The sequence below is a fragment of the Variovorax sp. OK605 genome (genome assembly GCF_900115445.1).
In the GTDB taxonomy this organism is placed as follows: domain Bacteria; phylum Pseudomonadota; class Gammaproteobacteria; order Burkholderiales; family Burkholderiaceae_C; genus Variovorax.
The window spans coordinates 128,399-152,658 of the sequence record NZ_FOWL01000003.1; the positions used below are offsets into that span (position 1 = coordinate 128,399).

The following is a 24,260-nucleotide window of genomic DNA, read 5'->3' on the forward strand; positions in this document are numbered from 1 at the left end:
TGTTTCATGGGCCGGGCACCACGCTCACGCCATGGGCTCCCAGCGAGAGCGTGGCCTGCGCGCCGGCCGCCAGCGGCCGGGACAGGTCGGTCGACACCACGAAGACCGGCCCCAGGGTGGTGTCGAAGCCGTATTCGTAGAAGCTGCCGAGGTAGGCGGCCTTGCGCAGCGTGGCCGGCAGCCCGTCGCCGGCACCCGCCTCCGCGTCTGCACCCGCCGCGCCGATCCGCCAGGCCTCGGGGCGCACCGCCACCTTCACCGAGCCGGGGGCCACCGCATGGCGCGGCTGCAGGCGCAGCGGGCCGAGCGCCACGCTGCCGTCGGCCTGCGCCACGGCCGGGAACACGGTCGCCTCGCCCATGAAGCCGGCCACGAACTCGCTCTCGGGCCGCCCGTAGAGTTGCTCGGGCGTGCCGCGCTGGGCGATCACGCCGTGGTCCATCACGATGATCTGGTCGCTCACGGCCAGCGCCTCGCTCTGGTCGTGCGTGACGTAGGCCACCGTGAGCTTCAGCCGCTGCTGCAGCGCGCGAATTTCCTCGCGCATCTCGCGCCGCAGACGGGCGTCGAGGTTGGACAGCGGCTCGTCGAACAGCAGCACCGCCGGCTCCAGCACCAGCGCGCGCGCCAGCGCCACGCGCTGCTGCTGGCCGCCGGAGAGCTCGCTGGGCAAGCGCTCGTCGAAGCCGACCAGGCCCACGCCGCGCAGCGCCTCGCGCGCACGGGCGGTGGCCTCGTCCTTCTTCACGCCGCTCATGCGCAGGCCGTAGCCCACGTTCTCGATCACGTTCATGTGCGGGAACAGCGCATAGCTCTGGAACATCATGCTGACGTTGCGCTCGGCCGGCCCCAGCGTGGTGACGTCGCGCCCGCCCATGAAGATCGAGCCCGAGGTGGGCGACTCGAGCCCCGCGATCATGCGCAGCGTGGTCGTCTTGCCGCAGCCCGAAGGTCCCAGGATGGTGGTGAGCGTGCCCGCGGGCACCTCGAAGCTGATGCCCTTGACGGCCAGCGGCGCGTTCTTGTCGGCGCCGTAGCGCTTGGTGACGTTGCGGAATTCGATGCCGTTCATGCGAGCCCCTCCATCTTGTGATGCCCTTGATGCTGCGGCGCGGCCCCTCGCCGCCCCAGCTTGCGCTCGCCCACCACCCACTGCACCAGCGCGATGGCCAGCGACATCAGGACCATGAGCACCGTGCAGTACGCCAGCGCAATGCCGTAGTCGCCGTTGCCGACGCGCCCGATGATGTAGGTGGTGGCCAGTTCGTTCTCGGCCGTGACCAGGAAGATCACCGCGCTCACGGTGGTCATGGCGCGCACGAAGCTGTAGACCAGCGCGGCCACCAGCGCCGGCTTCAACAGCGGCAGCACCACCTTGAAGAGCGTCTGCGAGGTCGAGGCGCGCAGCATCAGCGAGGCCTCGTCGAGCGAACGGTCGAGCTGCTTGAAGGCCGCCGTGCCGGCGCGCACGCCCACAGGCAGGTTACGGAACATGAAGCACAGCACGATGATCAGCCCCGTGCCCGTGAGCTCGAACGGCGGCACGTTGAAGGCCAGGATGTAGCTCACGCCCAGCACCGTGCCCGGAATGGCGAAGGCCAGCAGCGCGCCAAACTCGAAGAGCCCCTGCCCCTTGAACTCGTTGCGCGCCAAGAGCCATGCAATGAGCAGCCCCAGCGCCGCGGTGATGGGCGCGGAGATGCCCGCCAGCTTGAGCGTGGTGATCAGCGAGTTCCACGCCGTGCCCGCCCACACCAGCCCGAACTGCCCCCACTCGAGCGCGAACGCGTTCTTGAAGTGGTTCAGCGTGAAGGTGTAGTCGCGCCCCCAGGTCTGCACGAAGCCGCCCGCGAACGCGAACAGGTAGACCACCGCGGTGAACGCGATCCACGGCAGGGCGATGCAGTAGATGGTGCGGCGCACGCCGTCGGGCAGCGCCATGGCGATGCCGGCGTCGCCTTTGCCGCTCACGGTGGTGTAGTTCTGCTTGCCCAGCAGGCCGCGCTGCAGCGCGAACACGCCCAGCGCGAAGAGCGTGAGCACCCAGGCCAGCGAGGCCGCGCGGCCCTGGTCGTACTGCGCGCCGACGATGGCAAAGAAGATGTCGGTCGAGAGCACCGAGAACTGCCCGCCCACCACCACCGGGTTGCCGAAGTCGGCAATGCTCTCGATGAAGCCCACCAGGAAGGCGTTGGCCAACCCCGGCTTGAGCAGCGGCAGCGTCACGGTGAGGAAGGTGCGGCGCCGGTCGGCGCGCAGCATCTGCGCGGCCTCCTCGAGGCTGGGCGCAATGCCCTGCACCACGCCGCGCATGATCATGAAGGCAATGGGCGTGAAGGCGAACAGCTGCGCCACCAGCACGCCCGGCATGCCGTAGAACCAGCGCGTGGGCTCGATGCCGAACATGCCCTCCAGCAGCTGGTTGACGACGCCGGCGCGGCCGAACAGCAGGATCAGGCCCAGGCCGACCACGAAGGGCGGCGTGATGATCGGCAGCAGCGCAAGCACCCGCAGCGCGCCCTGCCCGCGCTTGCTGCCGCGCTCGGCCATCAACGCCATCAGCGTGCCCAGGAAGGTGGTACCGGCGGCCGTGAGCAGCGCCAGCACCAGCGTGTTCCAGGCCACGCCGCAACGCACGCCGCCGCTCAGGCAACCCACGCCCCAGATGCGCTCGGTGAACACGCGGGCGACGAAGGCGGTGATCGACCACTGCCCGTCTTCGTCGAAGAACGCGCCGGCCAGCGCCTTGCTGACCGGATAGGCGATGAACAGCGCCATCAGCACGCCGCAGCCGACGACCGCGGCGGACACGAACAGGTCGCCCTTGAAGAGCCCGAGCCGTGCCATGCCGAAGGCCGCCAGCAGCACCAGCGCGGTGAGCGCCACGAAGCCGCCCGCGCCAATGCCGAACTGGTTGACGGCCAGTTCGCCGAATTGCATGTTCAGCGCCGCGAAGCTCCAGCCCTTGGCGCCGATGGTGAAGCCGGCGACCGCCAGCCCGATGGCACCGGCGGCACCGCCCGCCAGCAGCCAGCGCCCCTGCGCCTTGCCCGCCGGCAGCCATGCGCCCACGGCGCACAGCAGCAGCCCCGCCAGCCCGATGAAGAGCCAGCCGCGCCCCTGCGTGGCGGCCTGCATCAGGCCGTTGGCGCCCTCCGCCCGGCCGAAGACCTGCGGAACGGCTTCGTACCAGGTCGCGTCCTGGATCGCGTACCAGGGCAGCAGCACATACGCCGCCAGGCCCAGCACGACCCACGCCCGGATCCAGCGCTGCGAGCGCCGGGCCGCGGCCAGCGACGCCGGGTTGACCGGCGCGCCTTCGTTGAAGCGCGCTTCCACTTAGCGCGGCAGCGAATTGACGTCTTTTTCCCAGCGCGCGATCAGGCGGCGGCGCTCGGCGCTGGCACCGTACTTGGCGTAGTCGTAGTCGATGAACTTGATCTTCTTGAAGTCGGGAATGCGCGGGTCGAGCTTGGCGTTCACGTTGCTCGGCAGCTGGAACTGCTTGTTGGCCGCGCCCAGTTCCTGCGCGCCGGGCGTGAGCGCCCATTCGTAGAACTTCTTGGCGGCCTCGAGGTTGCGCGCGCCCTTGATGATGCTCATGGAGCCGATCTCGGCACCGGTGCCGTCGCTCGGCGTGATGGTCTCCACCGGGAAGCCCTGCATCTTCTCGCCGGGGCCGTCATGCACGAAGCTGATGGACACGGCCGTTTCGCCGCGCGCCACCGCCTTGATCGGGCCGGTGCCCGAGCGGGTGTACTGGCCGACATTCTTGTGCAGCGCCTTGAGGTAGTCGAAGGCCTTGTCCTCGCCCATCATCTGAACCAGCGTGGCGATCATGGTGTAGGCCGTGCCGCTCGATGCGGGGTTGGCCACCTGGATGTCGCCCTTGTACTCGGGCTTGAGCAGGTCGCCCCAGGTCTTGGGCACGGGCAGCTTCTTCTTGGCGAGCAGCTCGGGGTTGTAGCCGAAGCCCAGCGGGCCCGAATAGATGCCGACGGTCTTGTAGCCCGACTGTTTGGCCTGCTGCTGCGCCCAGGGGTGCAGCTGCGACAGCGTGGGCGACTTGTATTCGAGCGTGAGGCCCTGCTCGGCCGCCTGCAGGTGCGGGTCGCCGGTGCCGCCGAACCACACGTCGGTCTTGGGGTTGTCCTTCTCGGCGATCAACTGGGCCAGCGCCTCGCCGGACCCCTTGAGCGACATGTTGATGCGAACGCCGGTGGTGCGCGCGTAGACGGTGGAGATCACGTTGCACCACTCGGCCTGCACCGAGCAGATCACGTTGACGGTCTGGGCCGAGGCCGCGGCCGACAGGCCGAGCAGCGCGGCTGCGGTAAAAATCTTGCTCTTCATTGTGTATCTCCGCCTCGGGAATAAAAAAAGGCCTTGCGGCCTCATGGCAGCGTAGCTTTAGTACAGGTCTGCCGAATCGGTACAAGTACCATCGCGGCTGGCGTATGCCGCACCTGTGGCGTAGGGCCTGCTCGCACTCAGACAAAGGAAAGTTTTCTCATGAGCTTCGATCTCGTTCTGTTCGGCGGTACTGGCGACCTCGCGTGGCGCAAGCTGATGCCCGCGCTGTTCCAGGCATTCCGGCACGGCAGCCTCCCGCAAGACGGTCGCATCATCGGGGTGGCACGGGACGATCACTCCGACGACCAGTACCGCGAGCTCATCCAGTCGCGCTTCAGCGCAGTCGAGGGTTCCAAGCGGCCCTCGCCGGAAGAGTTCAAGAAGTTCGCCTCCATGCTGCACTACCTGCGCATGGACCTGTCCAAGCCCGACGACTACGCCCGGCTGTCCGAGCTGCTCAAGCAGCGCGACGCCAAGACCGTGGTGATGTACGTGGCGACCGCGCCCGCGCTCTTCACGCAGGTGGTCGAGCAGATCGCCGCGGCCGGCCTGAACGGGCCGAGCACGCGCATCGTGCTGGAAAAACCGCTGGGCCACGACCTGGCCTCCAACCGCGCCATCAATGCGGCCGTGAGCAAGGTGCTCGAAGAGAAGCAGGTCTTTCGCATCGACCACTACCTGGGCAAGCCTTCGGTGCAGAACCTGTTCGCCATGCGCTTCGGCAATGCGCTGTTCGAACCCATCTGGCGCCGCGAGCACATCGCCAACATCCAGATCACCATCGCCGAAGACCTCGGCGTGGAAAAACGCGGCGCCTTCTACGACCAGACCGGCGCGCTGCGCGACATGGTGCAGAACCACGCGCTGCAACTGCTGTGCGCGGTGGCCATGGAGCCGCCGATCAACGCGCACGCGGACGCCATCCGCGACGAAAAGCTCAAGGTGCTGCGCGCGCTGAAGCCCTGGACGGCGGAAAGCCTGAGCCTGCATGCGGTGCGCGGCCAGTACACGGCCGGCACGGCCTACGGCGAGCGCGTGCCGGGCTACCGCGACGAGGCCGGCGTGCCGCCAGACAGCCGCACCGAGACCTTCGTGGCGCTGCGCACCGAAATCGCCAACTGGCGCTGGGCCGGCGTGCCCTTCTACATCCGCACCGGCAAGCGGCTGGCCTCGCGCGACGCGCGCATCGAGGTCAACTTCAGGCCGACGCCGCATGCCATCTACCGCGCGCCGGCCGGCAACGTCAACAAGCTGGTGATCAACCTGCAACCCAAGGACGGCCTGGAGCTGCACATGCTCGCGCAGGCACAGGACAACCGCCAGCGCTCCAACGGCACGCAGAGCGCGGCTACGCAACTGGCACCCGTGCAGCTCGACCTGGACTTCGACAAGCGCTTCGGCTCGGAACGCGTGGGCGCCTACGAGCGCTTGCTGCTCGACGTGATCGACGGGCGCCTCAACCTGTTCGTGCGCAGCGACGAGCAGGAAGAGGCATGGCGCTGGGTGGAGCCGCTGATCGACAGCTGGGAATCGGACGGCGGCCCGCGTCCCTATGCGGCGGGCACCTGGGGCCCGAGCGCGTCGAGCGCGATGATTGCGCGCGACGGCTTCGCCTGGGGCGAGGAGCAGTAAGCGTGGCAGGGCCGCCGTTCAGCGAGGCCGTTCAGCCGAACTGGAGGCAACGCATGCTGAGCGTGCCCGACTGGAAGCCTTCGTAGACCGTCTTCGCGCGCTCGCCGCTGCCGGCGGCGCCGAGGGCATAGAGGAACGGGTAGTAATGGTCGGGCATCGCCACCGCGGTGGCCGCCCCTTCCAGCTTGGTGTAGTCGACCAGCGCCCGGTCGTCGCGCCCCGCCAGCGCGGACTTCACCGCATCGTCGAAGGACTGCGCCCACGGCCGGCTCGCGCTCGGCCCGTCGGGCGTGCCGCGGTCGGTGGCGCGCAGGTTGTGCACCACATTCCCGCTGCCCATCACCAGCACGCCCTTGTCGCGCAACGCGGCCAGGTCGCGCCCCACGGCGTAGTGGAAGGCGGCGGGCTTGTCGTAGTCGATGCTGAGCTGGAACACCGGCACGTCGGCCTTGGGGTAGAGGTGCTTGAGCACCGACCACGTGCCATGGTCGAGGCCCCACTGGTCGGTGGCGATCACGGGCGATTGCTTCACCGCACCCACGGTTTCGCGGGCCAGCGCCGGGTGGCCGGGCACGGGGTATTCGACGTCGAACAGCGCCTGCGGGAAGCCGCCGAAATCGTGGATGGTCTTCGGGTTCGGCTGCACGCCGACGCCGGTGGCGCCCCGGCTGAGCCAGTGCGCCGACACGCTGAGGATGGCCGTGGGCCGCGGCAGCTCGCGGCCCCAGGCGGAGAGCCGGCGGGTGAAGGCGTTGTCGCTGATGGCGTTCATCGGCGTGCCGTGGCCGATGAAGACGACCGGCATGCGCCGCGAACCTCCGGCCGTTGCCGCACCGGCGGTCTGCACCGTACAGGCCAGCGAAGCAAGCACCGCGGTCGCGCCCAGGGCGGTGCCCATCAGGAAGCCGCGGCGGCCCAGTTCGGAAGTGGCGAGAGTGGTCGTCATTGGCATGGCGGCACTCTGCAACAGTTTTCAGCGCAAGGCGGTGCCTTTGCGCACACTTTTTCAGAAGTGGCTCATTTCCTCGCGAACACCGGCGCCTCGCGCAGCGGACCGCCCTTGACCACCAGCTGCACCAGCACCGCCACCACGATGTTGAGCACCAGCGCGGTCAGCCCGGTGTAGAGCGTGTAGCTGTCGCCGCCGATCACGAAGGTGTGCACCGGCTTGATGCCGTCCGAGAACGCCAGCCAACTGCCGCCGACCAGCCCCACGGCCCAGCCCGTGAGCAGCGCGGGCGCGCGGAACCAGCCGAAGAACAGGCCGAACACCACCGACGGGAAGGTCTGCAGGATCCACAGGCCGCCCAGCAGCTGCAGGTCGAGCGCGAACTGCGTGGGCAGGAACAGGATGAACACCAGCGCCCCCAGCTTGACCACCAGCGACACGATCTTCGCGACCTTGGCCTCGCCCGCGGGCGTGACGTCGGGCTTCACGTAGGCCTTCCAGAAGTTGCGCGTGAACAGGTTGGCCGCGCCGATCGACATCACCGCCGCCGGCACCAGCGCGCCGATGGCGATGGCCGCGAACGCGAAGCCCGCGAACCACGAGGGGAACAGTGCGTTGAACAGCGCCGGCACCACGTCGTTGTTGCTCTTCACCGTGAGCTTGGCGGCGTAGGCCATGTAGCCCAGCAGCGCGATGAGCCCCAGCAGCACCGTGTAGGCCGGCAGGAAGACGGCGTTCTTGCGGATGGTGTTGGCGCTCCTGGCCGCGAAGATGCCGGTGAGCGTGTGCGGGTACATGAAGGCCGCGAGCGCCGAGCCCAGCGCCAGGCTGGCGTACGGCAGGTACTGCGCCGGCTTGAGCGTGAGCCCGGTGGCGCCGCCCTTGGCCGCGAAGGCATCGCCGGCCGCATGGAACACGCTGGCGTAGCCGCCCAGCTTCATGGGCACCAGCACCACCGCCACCAGCACCACGATGTAGATCATCAGGTCCTTCACGAACGCAATGAGCGCCGGGGCGCGCAGGCCCGCCGAGTAGGTGTACAGCGCCAAAATCACGAAGGCCGCCGCCAGCGGCAGCTCTCCCGTGAGCCCCAGCGCCTTGATGACCACCTCCATGCCCACCAGCTGCAGCGCGATGTACGGCATGGTGGCGACCACGCCCGTCACCGCGATGGCCAGCTCCAGCGCGCGTGAGCCGTAGCGCCCGTACACCACGTCGGCCGCCGTCACGTGCCCGGCCTTGTGGGCCGCGTGCCAGAGCTTGGGCATGATGATGAAGACGATCGGGTACACGAGGATGGTGTACGGCAGCGCGAAGAAGCCGTAGGCGCCCACGGCGTACACCAGCGCGGGCACGGCGATCACCGTGTAGGCGGTGTAGAAGTCGCCGCCCACCAGGAACCAGGTGATCCAGGTGCCGAAGTTGCGCCCGCCCAGGCCCCATTCGTCGAGGTGGGCGCCCTTGCTCTGCGCGCCGCCGCTTTGCCAGCGCGAGGCCCAGAAGCCCATCACGGTGACCAGCAGGAAGAAGAAGACGAAGACCGACAGCGCGGTCCAGTTGATCTGGCCGGCCATCATTCGTCTCCCTCTTCATACCCGCTGCGGTAGACGATCCAGATCAGCAGTGCCGTGATCGGGACCCACAGGAGCTGGTACCAATAGAAGAACGGGAAGCCGAACAGCTCGGGCAACGGGCTGTTGTAGAACGGCAGCCACAGAAGCCCGATGAAGGGCAACAAGAGCAAGGCCCACATGTGCTGTTCTCCTTGGTGTGATTTTGCGAAAGCACCAAGGGGTTATAGACCTGAAGCCGAACACGCGGCGCCGACCCGGAAATAGGGTGCGGTGCTAGATGCGGCCCTCCTCGGCCGCGTGGCAGGCCACCTGCACGCCCTTGATGCTCAGCAGCTTCGGGCGTTCCGCCGAGCAGCGCGCATTGGCATGCGGGCAGCGCGGGTGGAAGGCGCAGCCCGTGGGCGGGTTCAGCGGGTTGGGCACCTCGCCCTGCACCGGCGTGCGCGCACGGCCGGTGTGCTTCATCTGCGGAATGGCGTCCAGCAGCATGCGCGTGTACGGGTGCTGCGGCTCGGCGAACAGCTTCTGCTTGTCCGCCACCTCGACCAGGCGGCCCAGGTACATCACGCCGACCTGGTCGGCCACATGGCGCACCACCGCGAGGTTGTGCGAGATGAAGAGATAGGTCAGGCCCTGCTCGCGCTGCAGGTCCTTCATGATGTTGAGCACCTGCGCCTGCACGCTCACGTCGAGCGCCGAGGTGGGCTCGTCGCACACCAGGAACTCGGGCTGCGTGGCGAGCGCGCGCGCAATGGAGATGCGCTGGCGCTGGCCGCCCGAGAACTGGTGCGGGTACTTGCTCATGTCCAGCGGCGAGAGGCCGACCGACTTCAGCAGCTCGCCCACGCGCTCGCGCAGCGCGGCCTTGTCGCTCAGGATGTCGTGCTCGCGCAGCGGCTCGCCGATGATGTCTTCCACGATCCAGCGCGGGTTCAGGCTCGCGTACGGGTCCTGGAAGATCATCTGGATGCGCCGGCGCAGCTTGCGGCCTTCAGGCGTCTTGAACGCGGCGTGCGCGTCCTGCCCGTCGAACTGCAGGCCGCCGCGCGTGGGCGCATACAGGCCCACCAGCAGCCGCGCCACGGTGCTCTTGCCGCAGCCCGATTCGCCCACCAGCGCCAGCGTCTTGCCGCGCTCGATGGAAAAGCTCACGCCGTCGACCGCATGCAGCAGCACGCGCGGCTTGCGTTCGAGCACGCGGTTGAGCCAGGGCGGCGACACGTCGAAAGTGCGCGCGAGGTCGTGCGCGACGACAAGGGGTTCGATCGCGGCGCTCATCGCGTCACCTCGCTCAGGGGTTCGGCCGCTTCGGGCGTTGCGCGTTCACCGGCGGCGAGCGCGTCGTGGTGCCTGGCGGCGATCTCGGCCTGGCCGAGGTGCGGATCGGCGGCGTCGTGCAGCCAGCAGGCCGCGCGCGTGGCGCCGGCATGCATGAGCTCGGGCCGCTCGCTCAGGCAGCGCGCGAAGGTGCGCGGGCAGCGCGGGTTGTAGGCGCAGCCGGGCGGAATGGCGTTCAGCCGGGGCATGGCGCCGTCGATCTGGTTGAGCTGCTCGCGGTCGACCGTCATGTCGGGTATGGAGGCCATCAGGCCCGACGTGTAGGGGTGCGCGGGCTGGTGGATCACCTCGTGCACCGGGCCGATCTCGGCGATGCGGCCCGCGTACATCACGGCCACGCGGTCGCAGGTCTCGGCGATCACGCCCATGTCGTGCGTGATGAGCATCACCGCCGCGCCGCGCTCCTTGCAGATGCGCTTGAGCAGCTGGATGATCTGCGCCTGGATCGACACGTCGAGCGCGGTGGTCGGCTCGTCGGCCACGATGAGCTTGGGCTCCGCCGCCAGCGCCAGCGCGATCACCACGCGCTGGCGCATGCCGCCGGAGAACTGGTGCGGGAAGTGGTCGATGCGCTGCTCGGCGGCCGGAATGCCGGTGTCCTGCAGCAGGCCGATGGCGCGCTTGCGCGCCTGCGAATCGGTCACCGGCAGGTGCGTGCGGATGGTCTCCACCAGCTGCTGGCCGACGGTGTAGAGCGGGTTCAGCGAGGTCAGCGGATCCTGGAAGATCGCGCCGATCTTGCGACCGCGAATGGGCCGCATCGCCTCGAAGCCGAGGTTGTCGATGCGCTGGCCGTCGAGCACGATCTCGCCGCTGGCCACGCGGCCCGGCGGTTCGAGCAGGCCGATGATGGCCGCGCCCGTGAGCGACTTGCCGGCGCCCGACTCGCCCACCACGCCGAGGATTTCCCCGGGCGCGATGTCGAACGAGATGCGGTCGAGCGCACGCAGCGTGCCGCGGCGGTGCGGAAACTCGACGACGAGGTCCTTGACCTGGAGCAGCGTCATGGTGGCGTTCTCCTTTTTCTCTTCAGCGCAGGCGCGGGTTGAGCGCGTCGCGCAGCCAGTCGCCGAGCAGGTTCACGCTGAGTGCGATCAGCACCAGCATCAGGCCCGGGAACACCGTGATCCACCATTCGCCCGAGAACAGGTACTGGTTGCCGATACTGATGAGCGTGCCCAGCGAGGGCGACGTGGGCGGCACGCCGACACCGAGGAACGACAGCGTGGCCTCGGTGATGATGGCCGTGGCCACCTGGATCGTGGCCAGCACCATCACCGGCCCCATCACGTTGGGCAGCACGTGGCGCAGCATGATGCGCATCGGCGCCACGCCGGTGACGCGCGCGGCCTGCACGTATTCCTTGTTGCGCTCCACCAGCGTGGAGCCGCGCACCGTGCGTGCGTACTGCACCCAGCCGGTCAGCGAGATGGAGATGATCAGCACGCCGAAGGCCAGCGACTCGTGCGCGCCCGGGAACAGCGCGCGGCCGACGCCGGAGATCAGCAGCGCCACCAGGATGGGCGGGAACGACAGCATCACGTCGCACACGCGCATGAGGAACGAGTCGAGCCAGCCGCCGAAGAAGCCGGCCAGCAGGCCCAGCACCACGCCGACGGCGAGCGACAGCGCCACCGACACGAGGCCGACGATCAGCGAGATGCGCGCGCCGTAGATCACGGCCGAGAGAATGTCGCGGCCCTGGTCGTCGGTGCCCAGCAGGTATTTGGAAGTGCCTTCGGCGGTCCATGCCGGCGGCAGCCGCGCGTCGTTCAGTTCGAGCGCCGCGAGGTCGAAGGGATTGTGCGGAGAGACCCAGCCGGCGAACAGCGCGCAGACCACGCAGACCAGCGCGATGAGCGCCGCCGCGATGGCCACGGGCGAGGTTCGGAAGCTGTAGCCGACATCGCTGTCGAGCCAACGGGCTAGTGTTTTTTTCATCGTGAGGCAAAAAGGAATGGGCCCGCAAGAAGCGGGCCCATGGTCAGGCCGCCGCGCGAGCGGCCCGCTGTCTTACGGCTTGATGCTCATCCACTTGAAGGGCATGTAGTTGTCGGCCATCTGCGTGAGCGACACCTTCTTGCTGACGCCCCAGGCCAGCGTCTGCTGGTGCAACGGCAGGTGGCCGATGTCGGCGGTGTGGAGGTCGAAGGCTTCCTTGATCATCGCGTCGCGCTTGGGCTTGTCGGTTTCCGACTGGATCTTCTTGGTCAGCTCGTCGACCTTCGGATTGCAGTACGCGCCCAGGTTGAACTGGCCGGCGCCGGTCTTGTCGTCCGGGCAGGCCATCAGCGCGGTCAGCGCGTTGTGCGAGTCGTAGGTGGTCGGGGTCCAGCCCAGCATGTAGAAGCTGGTGTCGCGGCGCAGCACCTTCGGGAAGTAGGTGCCCTTGGTCTCGGCCGCGAGGTTGATCTTGACGCCGATCTTCGCCAGGTTCGACGCAACGCTCTGGCAGATCTGGCCGTCGTTCACGTAGCGGTCGTTCGGACAGTTCATGGTGACTTCGAAGCCGTTCGGGTAGCCGGCGTCGGCCAGCAGCTTCTTGGCGCCTTCGACGTCCAGCGGCAGGCGCTTGTCCTGCGCTTCGTTCCAGCCGTTGATGCCGGGGCCGACCATCAGCGCGGTCGGGCGCGAGGCGCCGCGCATCACGGTGCGCTGGATGCCGACGATGTCGATGGCCTGGTAGAAGGCCTGGCGCACGCGCTTGTCCTTGAACGGGTTCTTGCCCTTCACGCTGGAGTAGAGCAGCTCGTCGCGCTTCTGGTCCATGCCCAGGAAGATGGTGCGCAGCTCGGGGCCGGCGATGACGCGGGCCGTGGGGCTGGCGTTGACGCGCGCGATGTCCTGCACCGGCACGGGTTCCATCACGTCGACTTCGCCCGAGATCAGCGCGGCGACGCGCGTGGCGGGGTTGGCGATGGGCGTGAAGATGATCTCCTGCGCGTTGCCTTCGATCTTGCCCCAGTAGGTCGGGTTGCGCGTGAACACGGTGCGCACGTTCGGCTGGCGCTCGCGCACGCGGTACGGGCCGGTGCCGTTGGCCTTGAACGAGGCGGTGTTCTCGATGCCCTTGCGGCGGTCCACGGGAGTGACGGCCTTGTTTTCCTCGCACCACTTCTTGCTCATGATCATGAGCTGCGTGATCACGTCGGGCAGGATCGGGAACGGACCCTTGGTCTCGATCTCGATGGTGTGCGAGTCGACCTTGCGCACTTCCTTGATGTCGGTGGTGTTCGACTTCATGTCCGAGCCTTCGCCCGAGGCACGCGCGAAGCTGAAGAGAACGTCGTCGGCCGTGAACGGCGTGCCGTCGTGGAACTGCACGTTCTTGCGCAGCTCGAAGCGCCACACCGTGGGCGAGGTCTGCTTCCAGCTGGTGGCCAGCAGCGGCGCGACGCTCAGGTCCTTGTTGCGCCCGACCAGGGTTTCATACACGTTGGCGGTGGTGCTCAGCTGCAGCGACTCGTTGAGCGAGTGCGGGTCGAGCGACAGCGCATCCCCCTGGTTCGCAACGCGGATGGTCTGCGCGCCGGCAACCATGCTGATGGCGCTCAATGCGCACAAAACGGCGGCCGCAGCCACATTCTTCTGGAAACTCATGGGAACACTCCTCGGGTTGGAATCGAACAAATCACATCGCCGCGGTGGCGGCTGCTTTCCCTGGCTGCGCACCGCGGGTAGCGGCAAGCGGCATGCCCTGCTCGACCAGGCCGGCATGCAGCGCGGCGCCGAGCGGCAGGATCTCGTCGTTGAAGTCGTAGCGGCTGTTGTGCAAGTAGGCGCCGTTGTGCACGTTCTGGCCGATGCGCAGGTAGGCACCGGCCTTCTTCTGCAGCATGAAGGAGAAGTCTTCCGCGCCCATGCTGGGCTCCATGCTGCGGTCGACGTTCTTCGCACCCACCAGCGATTCGGCCACGTCGGCCGCGAACATGGCCTCGGGCGCGGTGTTGATGGTGGCGGGGTAGATGCGCTCGTAGTGGATGCTGGCGGTGGCGCCGAAACCCGAGGCGATGGCCGCGCACAGCTCGTTCAGCCGCTGCTCGACCTGCGCCTGCACGCGCGCGCTGAAGGTGCGCACGGTGCCGACCAGCGTGGCCTCGCCGGGGATCACGCTCATCGCGCCGAGGTCGCCGGCCTGCATCGCGCAGATGCTGATGACGGCCGCGTCGATCGGGCGCACGTTGCGTGAGACGATGGTCTGCACGGCGGTGATGATGTGCGCCGCGACGATCACGGGGTCGACGGTCTGGTACGCGTGCGCGCCGTGGCCGCCCTTGCCCTTGATGTGGATCGTGATGCGGTCGGCCGCGGCCATCATGGCGCCGCGGTTGATGCCCACGGTGCCGGCCGGCATGGCGGGCCAGTTGTGCATGGCGTAGACCGACTGCACCGGGAAGCGGTCGAAGAGGCCGTCCTCGATCATCACGCGCGCGCCGGCGAAGCCTTCTTCGCCGGGCTGGAAGATCAGCACCGCGGTGCCGTCGAAGTCACGGGTTTCGGCCAGGTAGCGCGCGGCGCCCACCAGCATGGCGGTGTGGCCGTCGTGGCCGCAGCCGTGCATGAGGCCGTCGCTGGCGGAGCGCCAGCCGAAGTCGTTGTCCTCGCGCATGGGCAGCGCGTCCATGTCGGCGCGCAGGCCGATCATGCGGCCGCTGGCCACCGACCTGCCGCGGATCACGCCGACCACGCCGGTCTTGCCGATGCCTTCATGGATCTCGTCCACGCCGCAGGCGCGCAGCGCTTCGCGCACGCGCGAGGAGGTGTACACCTCCTCGAAGCCGAGCTCGGGGTGCGCGTGCAGGTCGCGGCGGAAGGCCTCGATCTCCGGATAGAAGCCGGCGATGTGCGCGAACGCGCGGCCGGACGCCTTGAGGCGTGGCGCCTCGGATGTCGTCGCCATCATGTCAATGCCCTCCCGCCTTGCCCACGCGAAGACGCGGATCGACCACGAAGTACAGCAGGTCGACCACGAGGTTGATCACCACGAAGATCAAGGCAATGAGGCACAGGTAGGCGGCCATCACCGGGATGTCGGCGAAGGTCACGGCCTGGATGAACAGCAGGCCCATGCCGGGCCACTGGAACACCGACTCGGTGATGATGGCAAAGGCGATCAGGCCGCCGAGCTGCAGGCCGGTGATCGTCATCACGGGCACCAGCGTGTTCTTGAGCGCGTGGCCGAAATGGATCGCGCGGTTCGACAGGCCGCGTGCGCGCGCGAACTTGATGTAGTCGGTGCGCAGCACCTCGAGCATCTCGGCACGCACCAGCCGCATGATGAGCGTGAGCTGGAAGATCGCCAGCGTCACCGCCGGCAGCACGATGTGGTGCCAGCCGTCGACGCGGAACAGCCCGCTGCTCCACCAGCCGAGCTGCACCGTTTCGCCGCGCCCGAAGCTCGGGAACCAGCCCAGCAGCACGGCGAAGATCAGGATCAGCAAGATGCCGATCAGGAAGGTCGGCAGCGACACGCCGAGCAACGACACAGTCATGAACACCTGGCTCATGAAGGTGCCGCGGCGCAGCGCGGTGTACACGCCCATCGGGATGCCGATGAACAGCGCCAGCGCGGCAGCCACGAGCGCGAGTTCGAGCGTGGCGGGGAAGCGCTCGCCGATCAGCCGCGACACCTTGGCACCCTGGCGCAGGCTCAATCCGAACTCACCTTGTGCGGCATTCACCAGGAAGTGCCAGAACTGCACGAAGAAGGGTTGGTCGAGCCCCAATGAGGCGCGCAGTTCGCGGATCTGCTCGGGCTTGGCGTCCTGCCCCAGCAGGAACACGACCGGGTCACCGACGTATTGGAAAAGGAGGAAGGCGATGAACGCAACCGCGACCATCACGATCACGGCCTGGATCAGGCGGCGCAGTACAAAGGCAATCATTCAGCGACAAAAGTGAACGGTCATGCTAGCAGTGCAAGGTACGTGCCTGCACGGGGGTTCCCCGGGGGTGCACACGGTTGGTGCTCTTTGCCAACACTGCAGAAGACGGCTGCGCCAGAACGAAAAAAAGCCACTCGACTTTCGTCGAGTGGCTTTCGAGCTTTTGATTCGAAGCTGGCTTACGCCAGCGTCAAATTAGAAAGCGTGACGGATGCCGAAGTCGTAGCCGGTGGAGCTCTTCGGGGTGAAGGCGCCAGCTGCGTTGTTGTAGAAAGCCGGGCCGCCAACAGTCAGGCCAGCGCCGTTCTTGTTGGAGATACGAGCGATCGTTGCGTACAGAGCCGTGCGCTTCGACAGGTTGTGCACGTAGCCCAGAGCGATCTTGTTAGCCTTGGGATCCGGCGTGTTCACAGCGAACAGCGTTGCAGGCGTGTTGGTGTCGTACTTGACGTGCGACCACGAAGCGCGGATCAGGCCAGCACCGACCGGCACGGTCACGCCGAGCAGGTAACCGGTCAGGTCGACGTCAGGACGGCCGCCCAGAACCGGCGTCACTTCGTAGTCGATCTTGTTCTTGGCCTTCGACAGTTCACCGAACAGCTTCACGGGACCGAAGTCATACGAAGCGCCGAGGTTCAGCGTGTTGACCTTGGTGGTCGTGCCAGCGTAGTAGTCGTCGCCAACGGTGCTGCTGCCATAAGCCAGCGCAACGTCCAGAGGACCGTTGGCGTAGCCGAAGCGACCACCGATGTAACGGCCTTGACGCTGCGTGTTAGCCGTAGCAGGCGTGAAGATGCCGTTGTCGTACTTGGTCTTCTCAGCCATGCCGTACTGGAACTGGCCGTAGAAGCCGCCCAGGTTCGGCGGCAGGAAGTAGCCGATGGTGTTGCTGGCGCGAACGTAGTTGCTGGAGCCAACGTTGGTGAAAGCGCCGGTCGAAGCTGCGGGGGTACCGAAGCCGCCGAAGCCGGTGTTAGCCGTCGAGATCAGGTTGGTGCCAACGCCGTTGGTGCCGAACGGATCGAACACGGTGTCGTTCCAGAACGTCGGGGTGTAGTCACGACCCAGGCGGACTTCACCGAAACCACCCGACAGGCTCACGGTCGAACGACGAGCGAACGTCGCGATACCTTGTTGGCCGTCGTCGTTGGAGATCGGGGCTTCGAGCCAGAAGCTGGCAGCCAGGCCACCACCGAGGTCTTCCGTACCACGGAAGCCCAGGCGGCTCGAGTTGTAACCCGAGTTAGCCAGTTCGCGACGGCTGGTCTTCACCGAACCTTGGTTCAGGTACGTGGGGATACCGAAAGCGTTGGGGAACACGGTCGCGCGGTTGTCGCGGGCGGTGTTCGAGTAGCCGCTGATCGACGCGTCGACCACACCAAACAGAGTGACGGACGACTGAGCCGAGGCAACACCGGCAACTGCCAGGGTAGCCAGAGCAACTAGAGATTTTTTCATTGCAAGTTTCTCCAAGGTTAAACATAGGGCTCCGGTGCGAAGGGCTCACTGTGACTGGCACTTAGTGCTCCCACCGGACCCCGGGCCAACCTCCTTTTGGGAAGTTGTTGCTATTGCACCAGAGCCGCTGCGGCAGGGCAAAACAAATCGCCCGAAAAGTTGGCTGGCCTGCGCGTTTCGTTGCACGTCTGCAACAAAGGTCTTGGACCGTCCTTTTTGCCGCCATGTGAAATATGACGCTTCTCAAGCAGGTCATTTCGCGTGTGCGTTCAAATAGACGGATGACGTCCTTGTTCGACCCTGTCCTGACCGCAGCGGACTCAGCCCTGCGCACGCTTTTTGCCCGTCCTCACGCAACCCGCGCGATGCCGCCGCCCTCGCAGGCCCCTGGCGAGATGAGCGAAACGGAGCGCCGCGAGGCTGGCGCCTTGATGCGTGTGAACCATGTCGGCGAGGTATGCGCCCAGGCGCTTTACACGGCCCAGGCCGCCGTCACGCGGGATCCGTCGCTGCGGGCGCACTTCATCGAGGCTGCGCATGAGGAAACGGACCATCTGGCCTGGACCCGCCAGCGACTCGACGAGTTGGGCGCTCGGCCGTCGGTGCTGAATCCGCTCTGGTATGCCGGCGCCTTCGGCCTCGGCCTGGTTGCGGGACGGCTCGGCGACCCGCTGAGCCTGGGCTTCGTGGCCGAGACCGAGCGCCAGGTGGAGGCTCATCTGGAAAGCCATCTGGACCGCCTGCCGCCCGCGGACAGCGCTTCCAGGGCCGTGGTCGAGCAGATGAAGCTCGACGAGGCGCGCCATGCGTCCCAGGCCGTCGACGCCGGCGCCGCGGAGTTGCCCGCCCCCGCAAAGGCTTTGATGCGCGTGGCCTCCCGTGTCATGACGACGGTGGCGCACCGCATCTAGGCGCTCAAATTACCTCTTCAGGTCTCGATCAGCTCGAAACTGGTCGTGATCTCCGCCGTTTTTGCCAGCATGATGCTCGCGGAGCAGTAGGTTTCGTGGCTCAGCGCGACGGCGCGCTCCACTGCGGACGCGGGGATGCCCTTGCCGGCCACCGTGAAGTGCATGTGGATCTTCGTGAAGACCTTGGGATCCTTCTCGGCGCGCTCGCTGGTCAGCTTGACGCTGCAACGCTCCACGCGATGGCGCCCGCGTTTCAATATGAGCACCACGTCATAGGCCGTGCAGCCGCCGGTGCCCGCCAGAACGGTTTCCATCGGCCGCGCCGCCAGGTTCTGGCCGCCGTTCTCGGGCTTGGCGGCGTCGGGGGCGCCGTCCATCATCAGGACATGGCCGCTGCCGGTCTCGGCAACGAAGCCCATGGCCGATCGGGTGCCGGCGTCGCCGGTCCAACTTACTGTGCATTCCATGGTTTTTCGGGGTTCCAGTGAGGGATGCCGGGCAAAAATGCACGCCAACATCCGTTTGTGTGTGGGAAAAGCATCACTTGCTTGTTGCATCGCAACAAACAGTCGATATACTTTATTTCATTGCGCGCTTCACTGGGCGCACCCAGTTGTCTCCTCCACCCTTCCAATTGGTGGATTTAGCCCCGAGCTGCAAAGCTCGGGGCTTTTTTCTTTCCGCCGGCCCGCAGCGCCGTGCCAAACGCCCCGCGGGAATGCCGAACCGGGCTGCCTCGTATCATCGAAGGCTGGCAAATGGACACTCCCTTGGAAAAAATCGTGCGCGATGCACCCTCCTCTTCGGCGTCCGCGGCGCTGACACCCGCCGACTACCTCCGAAAAATCCTCAACGCCCGTGTCTACGACGTGGCCGTCGAGTCCGCGCTGGAAAAGGCGCGCGCGCTCAGCGAGCGGCTCGGCAACACCGTTCTGCTCAAGCGCGAAGACCAGCAACCGGTGTTCAGCTTCAAGCTGCGCGGCGCCTACAACAAGATGGCGCACCTGAGCGCGGCGCAATTGGCGTGCGGCGTGATTTGCGCTTCGGCCGGCAATCACGCGCAAGGCGTTGCATTGGGCGCGCGCAAGCTCGGCACGCGCGCGGTCATCGTGATGCCGGTGACCACGCCCAGGCTGAAGATCGATGCGGTGCGCGGTTTCGGCGGCGAGATCGTGCTGCACGGTGAAAGCTATTCCGACGCCTACCTGCATGCGCTCGAACTGCAGACGCAGCAGAACCTGACCTTCGTGCATCCGTTCGACGATCCCGACGTCATCGCGGGCCAGGGCACCATCGCGATGGAAATCCTGCGCCAGCACCAGGGCCCGCTCGACGCCGTGTTCGTGGCCATCGGCGGCGGCGGCCTGATCTCCGGCGTGGCCAACTACATCAAGGCCGTGCGCCCCGAGATCAAGGTGATCGGCGTGCAGATGAACGACTCCGACGCGATGATGCAATCGGTCGCGGCCCACCAGCGCGTGAACCTGCCCGACGTCGGCCTGTTCTCGGACGGCACCGCAGTCAAGCTCGTCGGCGAGGAAACCTTCCGCATCGCCAGCGACCTGGTCGACGACTACATCGCCGTCGACACCGACGCGGTGTGCGCGGCCATCAAGGACATCTTCGTGGACACGCGCGGCATCGTCGAGCCGGCCGGCGCGCTGGCGGTGGCGGCCATCAAGGCCTACGTCGCGCAGCACGGCCGCCAGGGCGAGACCTACGCGGCGATCCTGTGCGGCGCCAACATGAACTTCGACCGGCTGCGCTTCGTGGCCGAGCGCGCCGAGGTCGGCGAAGAGCGCGAAGCGCTGTTCGCGGTGACGATTCCCGAGGAGCGCGGCAGCTTCCGGCGTTTCTGCGAACTGGTCAGCGAGATGCCGGCACGCGATGCCGGAACGCCTGAGGCGCCCGGCGCGGCCGGTGGCGCACCGCGCAACGTGACGGAGTTCAACTACCGCATCAGCGACGCGGCCAAGGCCCATGTGTTCGTCGGCCTCACGACCTCGGAGCGCGGCGAGTCGGCCGCCATTGCGCAGACCTTCAACGACCACGGCTTCGACGCGCTCGACCTCACGCACGACGAACTGGCCAAGGAGCACCTGCGCCATCTCGTGGGCGGACGCACCGGCCTCGCGCACGACGAGCGCCTGCTGCGTTTCGTGTTCCCCGAGCGTCCGGGCGCGCTGTTGAAATTCCTGAGCCTGATGCGGCCGAACTGGAACATCAGCCTGTTCCACTACCGCAACCAGGGCGCCGACTACGGCCGCATCCTGGTCGGGCTGCAGGTGCCTTCGGGCGAGTCGAAGGAATTCGACGCCTTCCTCCAGACGCTGGGCTATCCCTACGTCGAGGAAACGGCCAACCCGGCGTACCGGTTGTTCCTGCAGGCCTGAGAACAGACCGACAGACCGCAGGCTGGCGGTCGACGCGCCAGACCCGTTACTGCGCGGGTGCCTGCGGCGGCGCAGACATCGCCGCGGGCTGCTGCTGCATCGGCGGCGGGGCCATCACACCCGGCATCGTCGCCGGGGGCGGCGCGGTCATGGTCATGCCCATCGGCACGGACGGCGGCGATGCCACCGTCGGCAAGCCAGGCGCCACGCCGGACACGCTCGACACACTGATCGGCGCACGCACCGGCAACTGCAGCGTGAACGCCGCGGGCCCGTCGGCCTGCGCACCCAGCGTGGCCGAGCGCAGCCCCACCGACTGCAGCACGTAGTTGTCGCCAACCTTCGAGCCGACGCGGAACGGCCGCGGCGCCTTGCCGTCGATGGAGATCAGCGCAGCCCCCTGCTTCGACGGATCGGCCACCACGCCCGACAGCGCGAAGCGGCTGGCGGCCTCGGGCGCCACCGGCGCCGTGCTCGACGTGGGCAGCACGCCCAGCAGCCGCGCCACCGCATCCGTGTCGGCCGACAGCGACGGCCGCGGCATCGTCGCGGCGGCGGCCACCGCGTCCGCGGGCGACGCCAGGCGCAGCGCCCAGAACACCGCGGCGCCTGCGGCCAACGCCCAAAGCCCCGTCGTTGCAAGTGGGGCATGCCAGCGGGCGGCGGAGTAAGGACTTGTCATGGCCGCGGATTATCATGCAGCGCGCTTTCCGAATCATGTCCGTCCAACTATGAACAAATTCCTTCGTGCCGCCACCCGCACCGCCCAACGCGGCTTCACGCTGATCGAACTGATGGTGGTGCTGGTCATCATCGGCGTGCTGGCGGCGCTGATCGTTCCGAACGTGATCGAGCGCGCCGACGACGCCCGCGTGACGGCCGCGCGCACCGACATCAACAACCTGATGCAGGCGCTCAAGCTCTACCGCCTGGACAACCAGCGCTACCCCACCTCCGAGCAGGGCCTGCAGGCGCTGCTGACCCGCCCGACCTCCGGCCCGGCCGCGCCCAACTGGAAGCCCTACGTCGAGAAGATGCCGAACGACCCGTGGGGCCACCCCTACCAGTACCTGAACCCGGGCATCAAGGGCGAGATCGACGTGCTCTCGTTCGGCGCCGACGGCCAGAGCGGCGGCGAAGGCAAGAATGCCGACATCGGCAGCTGGCAGTAACGGCCCAGGCGCGCCGCGCCGCAACCGGCATCCCCGTTCCCAGGCAGCCCGCGGCTTCACGCTGCTGGAGCTGATCGTGGTGATCGCCATCATCGCGATCGCCACCGCCGCCGTGAGCTTCGCCATGCGCGACACCACCGCCGCCAAGCTCGACCGCGAAGCCGACCGCCTTGCCGCGCTGCTCGAATCGGCCCGCGCCCAGTCGCGCGCCAGCGGCGTGCCGGTGCGCTGGCGCCCGGTGGAAGGCGGCTTCGCGTTCGACGGACTGCCGCCCGAGGCGCTGCCCAGCGGCTGGGCGTCCGACGGCATCACGGCCCAGGCCTCGCTGGCCAACGGCACGCTGGTGCCCGCGCTGCAACTCGGCCCCGACCCGATCATCGCGGCGCAGCAGGTCATGCTGCATTCCGCCGGCCCGCCCGAGCGCGTGCTGCGCATCGCCACCGACGGCCTGCGGCCCTTCACCGTCTCGGCCGTGCAATGAGCAGGAGCAGGCGGCGCCCGTTCTCCGCGCGCATCGGCGGCTTCACGCTGATCGAGGTGCTGATCGCGCTCGGCATCGTCGCGCTGGCGCTGGCCGCCGGCTCGCAGGCCACGATGTCGCTCACCCGCAATGCGCAGCGCCAGTCCGACCTGGTGCTGGCCGACCTGTGCGCCGAGAACGAACTCGCCAAGGCGCGCCTGTCGCGCCAGATGCCGGCCGTGGGCGACGCGGGCTCGATCTGCCTGCAGGCCGGCACCAGCTACAACGTGACGACCTCGGTCATTGCCACGCTGAACCCGAATTTCCGGCGCGTCGACGTACAGGTGCGCGACGAGACCGACGCGCCGATCCTGCGCATTTCCACGGTCGTGGGGCGCTACTGATGCCGCGCGTCACCCACGCCGCCGCGCGCGGCTTCACGCTCATCGAGCTGCTGGTCGCCATCTCGGTGATGGCGCTGCTGTCGCTCGTGAGCTGGCGCGGGCTGGAGAGCATGTCGCGCGCCACCACGCAGAACCAGCAGCGCGCCGATGCCGTCCTCACGCTGCAGGCCACGCTCGCTCAATGGGGCGCCGACCTCGACGCCGTGACCACGCTGGCGCAGACCCGCCCGATCGACTGGGACGGCCGCGTGCTGCGGCTCACGCGGCGCGGCAGCGATGCGTCCGCGCCGTCGGTGCTTGTCGTGGCCTGGACGCTCAAGCCGGGCCCCGACGGCGTGCGCTGGCGGCGCTGGCAGTCGGCGCCGTTCAGCACGCGCGGCGACTGGCAGCAGGCGTGGAACACGGCCGCGGCGTGGGCACAGGACGGCAGCGGCGCGAACAGCACGAGCAACGGCCCGGGCGGGGCCAGCGACGTCTCGCTCGTGCCCGTCAACAGCTGGCAGCTCTATTACTTCCGCGAGAACGCCTGGGTGCCGGCCGGCCAGTTGCCCACGGTCGCGGCCAACCCCAACAACCCGTCGGGCCCGATCGTCGCCATGCCCGACGGCGTGCGCCTGGTCGTCACCCTGCCGCCGGGCGACGGGCTCTCCGGCACGCTCACGCGCGACTGGGTCCGCCCGACCGTCGGCGCGCCGAAATCGTCATGACGAAGTCCCGCCGCATGACGCAGACCCGAACCCGCCAGGCCGGCGCCGCCCTGCTCGCCGCCATGCTGACGGTGATGCTGGTGGCCACCTTCTCCGCCGCCGCGCTCTGGCAGCAATGGCGCGCCACCGAGGTCGAGGCCGCCGAGCGCGCGCGCGTGCAGGCTGCCTGGGTGCTGATCGGCGCGCTCGACTGGTCGCGCCTGATCCTGGGCGAGGACGGCCGCACCGGCGGCCCCGACCACCTGGCCGAGCCCTGGGCGGTGCCGCTCGAGGAGGCGCGCCTCACCAGCTTCCTGTCGGCCGAGAAGAACGTGTCGAGCGACAACCTCGACGGCCTGCCCGACGCCTTCCTGTCGGGCCGCATCGTCGATGCGCAGTCCAAGCTCAACGTGCTGTCGCTGGTCGACGCCGGCAAGCCGGTGCCCGCGAGCGTGGCCACCTTCACGCGGCTGTTCAACCTGCTGGGGCTGCCGGTGAGCGAACTCAGCCGCATGACCGCCGGCCTCGCCAGCGCGCTCGCGGCCTCCGGCAGCGAGGGCGACGCCGATGCCAGCGCCGCGCCGCTCATGCCCCAGGAGGTTTCGCAACTGGTGTGGCTGGGCCTCTCGCCCTCGACCGCCGCGGCGCTCGAGCCGTACGCCACCATCCTGCCGGTGCGCACCACGCTCAACCTGAACACCGCGAGCGCCGAGGCCATCAGCGCCAGCATGGAGTCGCTCAACATCGCCAGCGCGCGACAGCTGGTGGAGCGCCGGCGCACCGCCTTCTTCAAGGACATCGCCGCCGCCAACGCCACCCTGCCCAGCGGCAGCGCGCCCTTCAACGCGGCGCAGCACGGCGTGGGCACGCAGTTCTTCGAGGTCTACGGCCGGCTGCGGCTGGACCGCACCTATGTCGAGGAGCACTCGCTTCTACAGCGCAACGGTGTCACGGTGACGACGATCTGGCGCACCCGCGGCGCCGGCGCAACGAACACTCCGGTCAAACCCTGATTTCGTGCCACTTTTCTTAATCAAAAAGCCTT

At 67.8% G+C, this 24,260-nt stretch carries 23 protein-coding genes; 8 read left to right on the forward strand and 15 right to left on the reverse strand.

The window, feature by feature from the left end:
* Positions 1–4: 4 nt before the first annotated feature.
* The 3 genes from BM013_RS08855 to BM013_RS08865 are packed head-to-tail and all read right to left on the reverse strand — an operon-like array spanning position 5 to position 4,353.
* Positions 5–1,072, reverse strand: a complete 1,068-nt coding sequence (locus BM013_RS08855; protein WP_093125558.1) for an ABC transporter ATP-binding protein — start codon at positions 1,070–1,072, stop codon at positions 5–7.
* On the reverse strand, positions 1,069–3,339 hold the full coding sequence (locus BM013_RS08860) for an ABC transporter permease (RefSeq protein ID WP_093125560.1): 2,271 nt from the start codon (positions 3,337–3,339) through the stop codon (positions 1,069–1,071). Before BM013_RS08860 ends, BM013_RS08855 begins: the two co-directional genes overlap by 4 nt.
* Positions 3,340–4,353 (reverse strand): ABC transporter substrate-binding protein, encoded by a 1,014-nt coding sequence (locus tag BM013_RS08865; RefSeq protein ID WP_093125562.1) that lies wholly within the window; start codon positions 4,351–4,353, stop codon positions 3,340–3,342. It abuts the gene before it with no gap.
* A gap of 159 nt (positions 4,354–4,512) precedes the next feature.
* Here BM013_RS08865 and zwf point away from each other — a divergent pair, with 159 nt between their 5' ends.
* Positions 4,513–5,985 carry a glucose-6-phosphate dehydrogenase gene (zwf, locus tag BM013_RS08870; protein ID WP_093125564.1) on the forward strand — a complete coding sequence of 491 codons (1,473 nt, stop codon included), beginning with the start codon at positions 4,513–4,515 and terminating at the stop codon, positions 5,983–5,985.
* A 31-nt stretch (positions 5,986–6,016) separates the two neighbouring features.
* Here zwf and ygiD read toward each other — a convergent pair whose 3' ends face one another.
* The 10 genes from ygiD to BM013_RS08920 form a co-directional block, all read right to left on the reverse strand.
* On the reverse strand, positions 6,017–6,931 hold the full coding sequence (gene ygiD, locus BM013_RS08875) for a 4,5-DOPA-extradiol-dioxygenase (RefSeq protein WP_256221431.1): 915 nt from the start codon (positions 6,929–6,931) through the stop codon (positions 6,017–6,019).
* 71 nt (positions 6,932–7,002) lie between these two features.
* Positions 7,003–8,508, reverse strand: a complete 1,506-nt coding sequence (gene mctP, locus BM013_RS08880; protein WP_093126741.1) for a monocarboxylate uptake permease MctP — start codon at positions 8,506–8,508, stop codon at positions 7,003–7,005.
* Positions 8,508–8,687, reverse strand: coding sequence for a DUF3311 domain-containing protein (locus BM013_RS08885; protein WP_093075954.1), 180 nt, complete (start codon positions 8,685–8,687; stop codon positions 8,508–8,510). The genes mctP and BM013_RS08885 overlap by 1 nt, the downstream gene beginning before the upstream one ends.
* Before the next feature lie 94 nt (positions 8,688–8,781).
* Complete coding sequence (locus tag BM013_RS08890) at positions 8,782–9,786, reverse strand: ABC transporter ATP-binding protein (protein ID WP_093125567.1); 1,005 nt, start codon at positions 9,784–9,786, stop codon at positions 8,782–8,784.
* Entirely contained in the window at positions 9,783–10,853 is a 1,071-nt protein-coding gene (locus BM013_RS08895; RefSeq protein WP_093125569.1) for an ABC transporter ATP-binding protein, read from the reverse strand. The genes BM013_RS08890 and BM013_RS08895 overlap by 4 nt, the downstream gene beginning before the upstream one ends.
* Positions 10,854–10,875: 22 nt before the next feature.
* The gene (locus BM013_RS08900) at positions 10,876–11,787 is read right to left on the reverse strand and encodes an ABC transporter permease (protein ID WP_093125572.1); all 912 of its coding nucleotides are present in this window, start codon (positions 11,785–11,787) and stop codon (positions 10,876–10,878) included.
* A 72-nt stretch (positions 11,788–11,859) separates the two neighbouring features.
* Positions 11,860–13,446, reverse strand: coding sequence for an ABC transporter substrate-binding protein (locus BM013_RS08905; RefSeq protein ID WP_093125574.1), 1,587 nt, complete (start codon positions 13,444–13,446; stop codon positions 11,860–11,862).
* A gap of 31 nt (positions 13,447–13,477) precedes the next feature.
* Positions 13,478–14,749 (reverse strand): M20 aminoacylase family protein, encoded by a 1,272-nt coding sequence (locus BM013_RS08910; RefSeq protein WP_093125577.1) that lies wholly within the window; start codon positions 14,747–14,749, stop codon positions 13,478–13,480.
* A gap of 1 nt (position 14,750) precedes the next feature.
* Entirely contained in the window at positions 14,751–15,731 is a 981-nt protein-coding gene (locus BM013_RS08915; protein ID WP_093125579.1) for an ABC transporter permease, read from the reverse strand.
* Between the two features lie 195 nt (positions 15,732–15,926).
* Positions 15,927–17,189: a porin gene (locus BM013_RS08920; protein ID WP_093125582.1), complete on the reverse strand. Its 1,263-nt coding sequence runs from the start codon at positions 17,187–17,189 to the stop codon at positions 15,927–15,929.
* Between the two features lie 281 nt (positions 17,190–17,470).
* On the opposite strand from BM013_RS08920, the gene coq7 reads away from it, so the two are divergent.
* Positions 17,471–18,100, forward strand: coding sequence for a 2-polyprenyl-3-methyl-6-methoxy-1,4-benzoquinone monooxygenase (gene coq7 / locus BM013_RS08925; protein ID WP_093125584.1), 630 nt, complete (start codon positions 17,471–17,473; stop codon positions 18,098–18,100).
* A 17-nt stretch (positions 18,101–18,117) separates the two neighbouring features.
* Here the strand turns inward: coq7 and BM013_RS08930 are convergent, their stop codons facing one another.
* Positions 18,118–18,567, reverse strand: coding sequence for an OsmC family protein (locus tag BM013_RS08930; RefSeq protein ID WP_093125587.1), 450 nt, complete (start codon positions 18,565–18,567; stop codon positions 18,118–18,120).
* Between the two features lie 291 nt (positions 18,568–18,858).
* On the opposite strand from BM013_RS08930, the gene ilvA reads away from it, so the two are divergent.
* Positions 18,859–20,493 carry a threonine ammonia-lyase, biosynthetic gene (gene ilvA, locus BM013_RS08935; RefSeq protein WP_093125589.1) on the forward strand — a complete coding sequence of 545 codons (1,635 nt, stop codon included), beginning with the start codon at positions 18,859–18,861 and terminating at the stop codon, positions 20,491–20,493.
* Positions 20,494–20,539: 46 nt separating this feature from the next.
* On the opposite strand, the gene BM013_RS08940 is transcribed toward ilvA, so the two are convergent.
* The gene (locus BM013_RS08940) at positions 20,540–21,175 is read right to left on the reverse strand and encodes a type II secretion system protein N (protein ID WP_093125592.1); all 636 of its coding nucleotides are present in this window, start codon (positions 21,173–21,175) and stop codon (positions 20,540–20,542) included.
* Positions 21,176–21,224: 49 nt separating this feature from the next.
* Between BM013_RS08940 and gspG the strand changes: the two genes are divergently transcribed.
* Genes gspG through gspK form a run of 5 tightly spaced genes read left to right on the forward strand, consistent with a single transcriptional unit; the run spans position 21,225 to position 24,228 of the window.
* A complete protein-coding gene (gspG, locus tag BM013_RS08945; protein ID WP_093125594.1) occupies positions 21,225–21,665 on the forward strand; it encodes a type II secretion system major pseudopilin GspG in 441 nt (146 codons plus the stop codon).
* A complete protein-coding gene (locus BM013_RS08950) occupies positions 21,640–22,146 on the forward strand; it encodes a prepilin-type N-terminal cleavage/methylation domain-containing protein (RefSeq protein WP_093125596.1) in 507 nt (168 codons plus the stop codon). Before gspG ends, BM013_RS08950 begins: the two co-directional genes overlap by 26 nt.
* Positions 22,143–22,529 carry a type II secretion system minor pseudopilin GspI gene (gene gspI / locus BM013_RS08955; protein WP_093125599.1) on the forward strand — a complete coding sequence of 129 codons (387 nt, stop codon included), beginning with the start codon at positions 22,143–22,145 and terminating at the stop codon, positions 22,527–22,529. Before BM013_RS08950 ends, gspI begins: the two co-directional genes overlap by 4 nt.
* Positions 22,529–23,236 carry a PulJ/GspJ family protein gene (locus tag BM013_RS08960; protein WP_093125601.1) on the forward strand — a complete coding sequence of 236 codons (708 nt, stop codon included), beginning with the start codon at positions 22,529–22,531 and terminating at the stop codon, positions 23,234–23,236. The genes gspI and BM013_RS08960 overlap by 1 nt, the downstream gene beginning before the upstream one ends.
* Positions 23,233–24,228: a type II secretion system minor pseudopilin GspK gene (gspK, locus tag BM013_RS08965; RefSeq protein WP_093125604.1), complete on the forward strand. Its 996-nt coding sequence runs from the start codon at positions 23,233–23,235 to the stop codon at positions 24,226–24,228. Before BM013_RS08960 ends, gspK begins: the two co-directional genes overlap by 4 nt.
* The last annotated feature ends 32 nt before the right edge of the window (positions 24,229–24,260 follow it).